9 protein-coding genes and 2 tRNA genes are annotated in these 9,706 nt (G+C 57.9%); 7 read left to right on the forward strand and 4 right to left on the reverse strand.

The window, feature by feature from the left end; all coding sequences use genetic code 11:
- Positions 1-38 precede the first annotated feature (38 nt).
- Positions 39-115 (forward strand) — tRNA-Asp (locus ABJP42_RS14890).
- Positions 116-162: 47 nt separating this feature from the next.
- Positions 163-239 (forward strand) — tRNA-Asp (locus tag ABJP42_RS14895).
- 198 nt (positions 240-437) lie between these two features.
- On the opposite strand, the gene ABJP42_RS14900 is transcribed toward ABJP42_RS14895, so the two are convergent.
- Both ABJP42_RS14900 and ABJP42_RS14905 read right to left on the reverse strand, forming a co-directional pair.
- Positions 438-659 carry a hypothetical protein gene (locus ABJP42_RS14900; protein WP_348341707.1) on the reverse strand — a complete coding sequence of 74 codons (222 nt, stop codon included), beginning with the start codon at positions 657-659 and terminating at the stop codon, positions 438-440.
- A 272-nt stretch (positions 660-931) separates the two neighbouring features.
- Positions 932-2,323 (reverse strand): M20/M25/M40 family metallo-hydrolase, encoded by a 1,392-nt coding sequence (locus tag ABJP42_RS14905; RefSeq protein WP_348341709.1) that lies wholly within the window; start codon positions 2,321-2,323, stop codon positions 932-934.
- A 476-nt stretch (positions 2,324-2,799) separates the two neighbouring features.
- Between ABJP42_RS14905 and hemA the strand changes: the two genes are divergently transcribed.
- From hemA to ispG, 3 genes are all read left to right on the forward strand, one after another.
- Entirely contained in the window at positions 2,800-4,023 is a 1,224-nt protein-coding gene (hemA, locus tag ABJP42_RS14910) for a 5-aminolevulinate synthase (protein WP_348341711.1), read from the forward strand.
- 130 nt (positions 4,024-4,153) lie between these two features.
- Positions 4,154-5,368 carry a helix-turn-helix domain-containing protein gene (locus tag ABJP42_RS14915; RefSeq protein WP_348341713.1) on the forward strand — a complete coding sequence of 405 codons (1,215 nt, stop codon included), beginning with the start codon at positions 4,154-4,156 and terminating at the stop codon, positions 5,366-5,368.
- 204 nt (positions 5,369-5,572) lie between these two features.
- A complete protein-coding gene (gene ispG, locus ABJP42_RS14920; protein WP_348341715.1) occupies positions 5,573-6,721 on the forward strand; it encodes a flavodoxin-dependent (E)-4-hydroxy-3-methylbut-2-enyl-diphosphate synthase in 1,149 nt (382 codons plus the stop codon).
- A 78-nt stretch (positions 6,722-6,799) separates the two neighbouring features.
- Here the strand turns inward: ispG and ABJP42_RS14925 are convergent, their stop codons facing one another.
- Positions 6,800-7,570, reverse strand: a complete 771-nt coding sequence (locus ABJP42_RS14925; protein WP_348341717.1) for a DsbA family protein — start codon at positions 7,568-7,570, stop codon at positions 6,800-6,802.
- Positions 7,567-7,869, reverse strand: a complete 303-nt coding sequence (locus tag ABJP42_RS14930) for a hypothetical protein (protein WP_348341719.1) — start codon at positions 7,867-7,869, stop codon at positions 7,567-7,569. The genes ABJP42_RS14925 and ABJP42_RS14930 overlap by 4 nt, the downstream gene beginning before the upstream one ends.
- Here ABJP42_RS14930 and ABJP42_RS14935 point away from each other — a divergent pair.
- Both ABJP42_RS14935 and ABJP42_RS14940 read left to right on the forward strand, forming a co-directional pair.
- Entirely contained in the window at positions 7,868-9,013 is a 1,146-nt protein-coding gene (locus tag ABJP42_RS14935) for a pyridoxal phosphate-dependent aminotransferase (RefSeq protein ID WP_348341721.1), read from the forward strand. The two genes, ABJP42_RS14930 and ABJP42_RS14935, sit on opposite strands and share 2 nt — an antisense overlap.
- 129 nt (positions 9,014-9,142) lie before the next feature.
- Positions 9,143-9,706: AMIN domain-containing protein (locus ABJP42_RS14940; RefSeq protein WP_348341723.1), on the forward strand; the 564-nt coding region annotated here is incomplete at its 3' end.

A 9,706-nucleotide genomic window follows, 5' to 3' on the forward strand; every position in this document is an offset into this window, starting at 1 on the left:
GGAGAGCCTGGCGCAAGCCGAGCGAGATAAGAAAATGCGCGGTTGTAGCTCAGCTGGTTAGAGTACCGGCCTGTCACGCCGGGGGTCGCGGGTTCGAGCCCCGTCAACCGCGCCACTTTTCTTGGAACTGTCCTGCGGGACAGCCTGCAAAGGCAAAGATGCGCGGTTGTAGCTCAGCTGGTTAGAGTACCGGCCTGTCACGCCGGGGGTCGCGGGTTCGAGCCCCGTCAACCGCGCCACTTACCCTCCTCACGATAATCACAGTACTGCGCCGCTCAGGAGGCTTCTTACCTTTTGGAGCCTGGTCTGAGGTGGGGTGCTTTGCAGTAGCACGTTGGAATTTTTGACCGACATAACAGAAGCGTGCACAGGCTCGTCGGAGCCAAATGCACGCTTCAGTATTGCAGTAGAGAGAGGGGCGAGGCCCGGCCAGTGCCTTAGGGCGCTGGGGGAAGGGGCGCGGCTTCGGTGTCGTGGCGCCATTCTGTCAGCTCAGAGTTCACCCATTCTGTCAGCCGTTCCATATCTGGCTTGGGCTCTGATTCCAGATGACGCAGCATCACCCGTACGCCGTGCTGGTAGCCCGCGCGATAGCTCTCTTCGGGATCACTTTGGGTGCCTTCAAAACCAGCGGGTCTATTAAATTTACTATGCGCCATTTCTTTGTCTCCATTCGCAATCGTCCGAGCGTTGACAGGCAGTATCGCCAAATTCTGATAAACAATCCTTAAAGCAGAGGTGTTTAGTGCTAATAGCGCGCAGTTTCAGTGCATTTTCTTAGGCAGCCGGGGCAGGAGCAAACATGCCGCTCCCCCTAAAAGGCGCTGAGGCGGTGTAACTCCCTGATCTTTTGTCCGGAATTCTGCCTCAATGAAAGGCAACAGAAACCGGGTTGGGAAGGGCCAAGGCAGGCTGGCCCTTCCCAATTTGGCTATTTCTTGGTCAAGGCATCCAGGATGCGGGCCCAGGACCGCATGCCTTTATGAAAGCTCTTGAGGTCGTATTTCTCGTTCGGAGAATGGATCGCGTCGTCGTCATTGGCGTAGCCCACCAGCATCGATTCCATGCCCAGAATGGATTTGAAGAAGCCGGCGATCGGGATTGATCCTCCCATGCCGCAGAACACCGCTTCGCGGTTCCACTCATCGCTAAGAGCGCCACGTGCGGCCTCAAATTCGGGGCGGGTGATATCCATCACCGAGGCTTTCGAGCCTTCCAGGTCATTGTCCCAAATGACTTTGCAATCGGGCTTGAGCTGGGCTTCTACATGTTTGCGGATATTGTCACGCAGTGCGTCGGGGTCCATGTCACCGACCAGGCGGCAAGTGATCTTGCAATGGGCCTCTGAGGGAATCACTGTCTTGGATCCGGCGCCATTATAGCCGCCCCAGATGCCATTGACCTCCAGCGTTGGACGGGCCCATTGCTGTTCGAGGATGGAGTAATCTTTTTCGCCATGGGCCTGAGTGTAACCCGCATTGTCGAGGTAATCCTTGGCGTCAAAACCCGAGGCTTCCCATTGGCGCAGCAGCTCTGCCGGGACCTGTTCTACCCCATTATAGAACCCATCAACCGCAACGGCGCCTGTTTCCTCATTGTAGAAGGAGGCCACAATGCGCGAGATTTCCCGCAGAGGGTTGAGGCCGGGGCCACCGTAGTGGCCGGAATGCAAATCGATACGCGGACCGACGAGGGTGAATTCATCCTTCAGCATGCCGCGCAGCTGCGAGGCAATCGAGGGCACTCCACGCGACACCATCGAGGTGTCACAAATCAGCGCGTAATCCGCCTTCAGCTCCTCTGCATGCGCTTCCATAAAGGGCACCAGTGAAGGCGATCCTGATTCTTCTTCACCTTCAAAAAAGAAGGTGATGCGACAGGGCAGGGAGCCATGGATGGCTTTCCAGGCGCGGCAGGCCTCTACAAAGGTCATCAGCTGCCCCTTGTCATCTGACGACCCGCGCCCCCGGATCACTGTGCCATTCTCGGTCTCTTCGAGCTGCGGCTCAAAGGGCGGCGTGGTCCAGAGGTTCAGCGGATCAACCGGCTGCACATCGTAGTGGCCATAGAACAGCACATGCGGTGCCTCAGTGTTTTCTTCGCCAATTTGGCCCACAACCATCGGATGGCCAGGCGTGGGGCGCTTTTCTGCCTTGATGCCGATGCTTTTCAGGTCGGTGACCAGCCAATCGGCGGCCTTGTCACAATCGGCCTTAAAGGCGGGGTCGGTGGAAATGGACTGAATACGCAAAAGCTCCATCAGGCGCTGGGTGGCGGCATCAAGATCTGTGTCAATGCGATCAAGCACGTCGTTTAGCGACATCATATTCTCCGGCTGTTGGATGGGTTTGGATGAAAGATTGCCTAGACCCTAGCAGGCAGAAATGCGGGGGGCCAGATCTGCCAGAGGGAGATTTTCATCAACTTTTGCAGCACGGCGCTGGCGGCGAATCCCCGGGCTTTGGCGAGTATCACAGGGCGTCTTCCGCCGGATTGGGCGCTTGGAATCGCCGGTAAGGGCCGGGTCAGGTTTCCCATAGTCTGCATTTGTCGGCTTTGTCGCAGGCCATTTGGCGCATTTGAGCGCAATCTGTGCGCGGGGCTTCTTGTCCGGGTTTTGCGATAGGTCTATTTGACCTGTATCAAAGTTGTGACGGCCCGTGCTGCGTATCCGGTTGATGTGAGGACGCACATTTGTTACTCATTCATTAATGTGAATGAGTTCCGAGCCTAGCAACTGCGTCACAGATACACAGCCAGCGCTGCTTAAAAGCGCCTTAGACAGCTATGGAGAAGCCGGTGGACTATACCGCGAAACTTGATGCCGCCATTGAACGCCTTCACGACGAAGGGCGCTATCGCACCTTTATCGATATTGAGCGCAAGAACGGCCAGTTTCCCCATGCGGTCTGGACCCGCCCAGATGGCAGCCGTCAGGACATCACCGTCTGGTGCGGCAATGACTACCTCGGCATGGGGCAAAATCCCGAAGTTCTGCAGGCCATGCACGAGGCGATCGATGCCACAGGGGCTGGTTCTGGCGGTACTCGCAATATTTCCGGCACCACGGTCTATCACAAACGTCTGGAGGCCGAACTGGCAGATCTGCATGGCAAGGAGGCGGCTTTGCTGTTTACCTCGGCCTATATCGCCAATGACGCGACTCTTTCGACTTTGCCAAAACTGTTTCCCGGGTTGATCATTTATTCGGACGCGCTGAACCATGCCTCGATGATCGAAGGCGTGCGCCGCAATGGCGGTGCCAAGCGGGTTTTCCGTCACAATGACGTGGCACATCTGCGGGAATTGCTGGAGGCTGACGATCCTAATGCACCAAAATTGATCGCCTTTGAATCGGTCTATTCGATGGATGGCGACTTTGGCCCGATTAAGGAAATCTGTGATCTGGCCGATGAATTTGGCGCCCTGACCTATATTGATGAGGTCCATGCGGTGGGGCTTTATGGCCCGCGCGGCGGTGGGGTGACCGAGCGGGATAATCTGGCGCATCGCATCGACATCATAAACGGCACCCTGGCCAAGGCCTATGGGGTGATGGGCGGCTATATCGCCGCATCAGCCAAAATGTGCGATGCAATACGCTCCTATGCACCCGGCTTTATCTTCACCACGTCGCTGTCGCCTGCGGTTGCAGCGGGGGCGGCGGCTTCGGTGGCCTACCTCAAGGATCACCCTGAACTGCGCAAAAAACACCAGGAACTGGCCAAAGTTTTGAAACTGCGTCTCAAAGGTCTGGGCCTGCCGATCATCGATCACGGCAGCCATATCGTTCCGGTGATGGTTGGCGATCCGGTCCATACCAAAAAACTCAGTGATATGCTGCTGTCCGAATTCGGCCTTTACGTGCAGCCGATTAACTATCCCACCGTGCCACGGGGCACGGAACGGCTGCGGTTTACGCCCTCACCGGTGCATGGACCTAAAGAGATCGACCATCTGGTGCAGGCAATGGACAATCTTTGGTCGCACTGTGCGCTAAATCGTGCCGAAATGGCGGGCTGACGCATAGTATTGTGTTCAAAAGGCTTGAGTGTGCTATATTTCCTTTAATGAAAAGGCACAGGTGAGTCTTTAAGTGATTCGTTTAGTGCCTGTAGTGTCGAATGCGGCAGGCTAAGATGGGACAGCGGGCATGATTAGGCGCCTCACTTTGCGCAGGTCGAAGGAGCACGAGGAAACCTCTGCTCCCAAGAGCTTCGATGACTATGAGTTGCGACTCGGCGACATGATGCGCGGCGAGCGAGCGACTATGGGTAAATCCTTGTTGGATGTTCAACGAGAGTTGCGCATCAAGGCCTCCTACGTCGCAGCCATCGAGAATTCCGACCCTTCCGTTTTTGACACTCCTGGTTTTATTGCAGGCTATGTGCGGTCCTACGCGCGTTACCTGAATATGGATCCCGAAGTCGCTTTTGACACCTTTTGCCGGGAAAGTGGCTTTGCCGTAGCCCATGGCATGTCGTCCGAAGCTTCCTCGCGGCGTCCTGCTGCTACTCCTATTTCAGCGGGTGGCGGATTGGGGGGCGTTGCTTTTACTGAACCTAAAACCCCCTTTGCCCCAGCTGGCGGTGGGTTTTTTAGTCAGATTGAGCCGCGCGCCATCGGGTCCCTGGTGGTTCTGGTTGGTCTGATTGGCGGCATCGGTTATGGTGGGCTGAGCATCCTTAAAGAAGTGCAGCAGGTGCAGTTTGCACCTGTCGAGCAAACCCCGCTGGTGCTGGCGGAGGTTGACCCGCTGCAGGCGGCACGACGTACTTCTGGCGACGTGGCATTTGCCGATCTTGCGACAGCTTCAGCAGCAGATGCGCTGGATCGCCTGTATCGCCCGCAGGCCTTGGATGTGCCGGTTCTCACCGCGCGCGATGCGCCTATTGCGACACTTGACCCACGTAATCTTGGCAACTTTGCCGTGCCTGAGCTTCCTACTCTGACCCTGGCCGAGGCCAGCCAGCCTGCAAGCGGACCCTCCGCTCTGTCGGTGCCTCAGGTTGTTGAAGCCAGCTCCCCTGGTGTGGAAATGGTCGCGGTACGCCCCTCTTGGGTGCAGGTTACCTCTGCTGATGGATCGGTTATCTTTGAAGCGATCATGAACGCAGGCGACAGTTTCTCGGTTCCGCCGACGGAAGAAGCCCCAAGGCTTCGGACCGGCGAAAGCGGCGCGATCTATTTTGCAGTCAATGGCAATCACTTTGGCCCCGTCGGAGATCGTGGCCAGGTGAGCAAAAATGTCGACCTTTCGATGGAGGGCGTGTTGGAGCGCTTTGAGGTGGCAGATCTGTCTGACGTGAGAAACAGCGCGCTGGCCACTATGGTTGCCGCCCTGCAGACCCAGGCCGCCTCCGAGTAAAAGCCCGCCTCCCGAGTAAGCGCAGCCTCTGGGGGTGACCTGTTTGCGGTGCACCGACGCCGCCAAGCCGCTTTCCCCAGAAATCCTTCGTGCAATCTGCAAAAGAAAACACATCTGACCCTAGTGCATCTGGGCCTTGCCATTGCAGCCCTGCGGCAGAGACCGTATCTAACAGGCAACGAGGATCAACCGGGATCAGCCTGCATGTCGATGAATCACATCCGCCCCTGGCGCAATATCGAGCGCCGCAAAAGCCGCCAGATCCATGTTGGCGGGCTTGCCATTGGCGGTGATTCGCCGATTGCGGTGCAGACCATGACCAATACGCTGACCACGGATATCAAGGGGACCATTGCCCAGGTCCAGGCAGCGGCAGAGGCGGGGGCGGATCTGGTGCGGGTCTCAGTGCCGGATGAGGCGTCGTCGAAGGCATTGAAAGAAATTGTTACCGAAAGCCCGGTGCCGATCGTTGCGGATATCCATTTCCACTACAAACGCGGCATCGAGGCGGCAGAGGCGGGGGCGGCCTGCCTGCGGATCAATCCGGGCAATATCGGCGATGAAAAACGCGTTGCCGAGGTAATCAAAGCGGCCCGCGATCATGACTGCGCCATTCGCATTGGCGTCAACGCGGGCTCGCTGGAAAAACACCTGTTGGACAAATACGCTGAACCCTGTCCCGCGGCCATGGTCGAAAGCGGGCTGGATCATATCAAGATCCTGGAAGATCACGATTTTCACAACTTCAAGATCTCGGTAAAGGCCTCGGATGTCTTTATGTCTGCCGCTGCCTATCAGCAGCTGGCGGATGCGACGGATGCGCCTATTCACCTTGGTATTACCGAGGCCGGCGGCTTTGTTTCCGGCACCATCAAATCCGCCATCGGTCTGGGGCAGCTGCTGTGGATGGGCATCGGCGATACCCTGCGCGTCAGCCTGTCGGCGGATCCGGTCGAAGAGATCAAGGTGGGTTTTGAAATCCTCAAATCGCTTGGCCTGCGTCACCGCGGCGTCAATATTATTTCCTGCCCCTCCTGTGCGCGGCAGGGGTTTGATGTGATCAAGACTGTTGAAGCACTGGAAGAACGTCTAGCGCATATTCACACGCCCTTGAGCCTGTCGATCATTGGCTGTGTGGTGAATGGTCCCGGAGAAGCGCTGATGACGGATGTCGGCTTCACCGGTGGTGGCGCCGGGTCCGGCATGGTCTATCTGGCGGGCAAAGCAAGCCACAAGATGAGCAATGAAGCCATGGTTGATCATATTGTGGAAGAAGTGGAAAAGAAGGCCGCCGAGATCGACGCCCAGGTTGTTGAAGAGGCCGCAGTTGAGACCACTGCAGAAGCTAAATGAGTTCAAACGGCAGGTAGCAAATGTCAAAGGGCGCCACCCGGGCGCCCTTGTTTGTTTCGCAGGAGGGGTCAGCTGGGGTCAACTGTTTTCCTCTCGCTGCTCATCCACCATGATTTTCAACTGGTCCGCCGGCAGGTAGCCGCGCAGCAATTGGTTGCCCAAGACAAAAGTCGGGGTGCCAGAGATCGCCAGGTTCTGCGCCAGCGCGCGGGTGCGTCGCAGCTCTTCGGTAACGGCTTCGCTATCCATGGCCGCGAGAATGGCATCGGCGTCCAGGGAAAGCCCCTCTGCCAGGCGTCGCATGCTGACCTCATTTAGCTCACTACCCATCTCGATCAGAGCGTCATGCGCCTGCTTGTAGGCCTCATCCCCGGCGACCTGTTTTGTCGCCACGGCAAAGCGAGAAGCCATAACGGAACCTTCACCAAGGATGGGGAATTCTTTTACAATCAATCGGATGTTGCCATCTGCCTGCAATAGCTTGGCCACCTCGGGGGCAGCTTTGCGGCAATAGCCACAGCGATAGTCGAGGAATTCGACCAGGGTGATATCGCCGTTAGGATTGCCGCCGACCCAGGAGTAGCCATCGTTGTGCAGCTCTTCCAGATTGGCCGCGACCAGGGCGTCATCACGGTTGGCCTCATGGGCGGCCTGCTGTTGCTCCAACAGATTGACCGCTTCCAGGATCACCTCTGGGTTCTGCATCAGATAGGCGCGCACTTCGGCGCCAAAGGCGGCGCGTTCTTCGGCTGTCATCGCACCCAGGTCAAAGGCCTGCGCAGCAGGGGTGCCCAAGATCAACGCCAGCGCCGTTGCGGTCCCTGTGACCAAGCGTGAAAGAGGTTTCATCTTCTGTTCCTTTTTTGATTTTGTTCGAAGGCCTGTAAAACAGTCTGTTCCCGCCGCCAGGTGACGGAGCCACGTGGCAGAAGGGCGGTGGCACGTTGTGCTTGCAGGCCTGCAGTGTGCAGGGCAGGGGCGATCAGCCGATCGAGCCCTCGTTGGATATCCATATCTCGGAAACCTAGCAACCAAGCCGCCTGCAGCCGAGCGAGGGCTTGGTCGAAGCGGTTAAACGGCAAAGCTGGGATTGACGCCAGCCTAGAGAAACGGTCAAAAGTCATGCGCGCACCATGGGAGATCAGCATGCGAAACTCAAGCAGGTCGAAGGTTGATCCCTTCATTGTGATGGATGTGATGGAGGCCGCACGCCAGGCCGAAGAACAGGGGCGCCACATTATTCACATGGAAGTGGGGCAACCTTCCACCGGGGCCCCAAAGGCGGCGCGGCGCGCTCTGGCGGATGCGCTGGAAAACAATGCCTTGGGCTATACAGTTGCCCTTGGGCTGCCAGCCCTGCGGCAGCGTATCGCAAGGCTCTATGGCGAATGGTATGATGTCGATCTCAATCCTGAACGGGTGGTGGTGACGCCGGGCTCTTCGGGAGCTTTTCTTCTTAGCTTTACGGCGCTTTTTGACAGCGGTGACCGGGTTGGCATTGGCGCGCCGGGCTATCCCTCCTATCGGCAGATCCTCAAGGCGCTGGGGCTCACCCCTGTGGATATTCAAACGGCCCCGGAAAACCGGCTGCAGCCCGTTGCTGCCGATCTGGAGGGGCTGGATCTGGCCGGGCTGATGGTGGCCTCGCCCGGCAATCCGACGGGCACCATGCTGGATCGTGGGGCGATGGCAGGTCTGATCGATGCCACGCGCGAACAGGGGGCGGCCTTTATTTCGGACGAGATTTACCATGGGTTGGAATATGAGGCCAAAGCCGTCACCGCGCTCGAACTCACGGATGAGTGCTACGTGATCAATTCCTTCTCCAAGTTCTTTTCAATGACCGGCTGGCGGGCAGGCTGGATGGTGGTGCCCGAAGATCAGGTGCGGGTGATCGAGCGTCTGGCGCAGAACATGTTTATCTGCGCCCCCCATGCAAGCCAAGTGGCGGCACTTGCAGCGCTGGATTGTCAGGATGAGATGCGGGAAAACCTCGCGGTCTATGCCCGCAATCGCCAGCTGATGCTGGCAGGGTTGCCGCAGGCTGGGTTCGACAAGATCGCGCCGCCGGATGGGGCGTTTTATGTCTATGCAGATGTTTCTGATCTAACCTCGGATAGTCGCCGGTTTGCGGCGGAAATACTTGAAAAGGCGGGCGTTGCGGTGACGCCGGGTTTGGATTTTGACCCGGTGCGTGGCGCCACCACGCTGAGGTTTTCCTATGCGCGCTCCACCGAAGACATCGAAGAGGGGTTGGCGCGGCTCAAGGCCTTTATGGCGGAGCGCGGCTGATCGCTGCTCTTTTGGGGCGGTGGCATTTGATCTCGTCCCGCTGCCACGGCTAGGGTAAGGATGACCTGTCTCTGGAGGCTTTCTTGCCGGGGACATGGAAATAAGCAGTGAATAAGGGCAGGGTCGGATATGAGCAGAGTAAGTGCGGTGGTGACTGCCCTGTGGTTTAGTACCCTTTGCCTTGTTTCAGGGGCGGTTGCTGCGCAAGACTTCAGCGGTCTGGCCCGGGTGACACCAGAGAGCTCGCAGATCAGCGATGACGGCAGGGGTGCAAGTGTTCATCTTGGCCTTAGTCAGGGCGTACCTTACCGGGTCTTCACGCTGGATGGTCCGCCCCGGCTGGTGCTGGATTTTCAGGAAGTAGACTGGACGGGACTGAATACACAGGATTTTCTGGCCGGAGAGCGCATCTCTTCGGTGCAGTTTGGCAGCTACGTGCCCGGCTGGTCGCGCATGGTTCTGGAACTCGCCGGACCAATGGAGGTGGCAACCGCAGCGCTGGAGGTGGATCCGGTGACGGCGGCAGCAGTGCTCAAAGTGGCACTGCTGCCAAGCGATGTTGAGAGCTTTGCTGCGGCTTCCGGGGCGCCACATGATGCGCGGTGGGACCTGCCAGAGGCGCAGGATTTGCAGGTGGCTCCGGTTCGGGATGAAAACGCGCCGCTGCTGGTGGTGCTGGATCCCGGCCATGGC

Source organism: Pseudophaeobacter sp., assembly GCF_039971195.1.
Classification (GTDB): Bacteria; Pseudomonadota; Alphaproteobacteria; order Rhodobacterales; family Rhodobacteraceae; genus Pseudophaeobacter.

Bases quoted from the DNA above. Each gene is read 5' to 3' on its own strand.
- ABJP42_RS14930 (WP_348341719.1), bottom strand. From the start codon at position 7,869: ATGCTGATCTCCCATGGTGCGCGCATGACTTTTGACCGTTTCTCTAGG.
- ABJP42_RS14905 (WP_348341709.1), bottom strand. From the start codon at position 2,323: ATGTCGCTAAACGACGTGCTTGATCGCATTGACACAGATCTTGATGCC.
- ABJP42_RS14935 (WP_348341721.1), top strand. From the start codon at position 7,868: ATGCGAAACTCAAGCAGGTCGAAGGTTGATCCCTTCATTGTGATGGAT.
- ispG (WP_348341715.1), top strand. From the start codon at position 5,573: ATGTCGATGAATCACATCCGCCCCTGGCGCAATATCGAGCGCCGCAAA.
- ABJP42_RS14925 (WP_348341717.1), bottom strand. From the start codon at position 7,570: ATGAAACCTCTTTCACGCTTGGTCACAGGGACCGCAACGGCGCTGGCG.
- ABJP42_RS14900 (WP_348341707.1), bottom strand. From the start codon at position 659: ATGGCGCATAGTAAATTTAATAGACCCGCTGGTTTTGAAGGCACCCAA.
- ABJP42_RS14915 (WP_348341713.1), top strand. From the start codon at position 4,154: ATGATTAGGCGCCTCACTTTGCGCAGGTCGAAGGAGCACGAGGAAACC.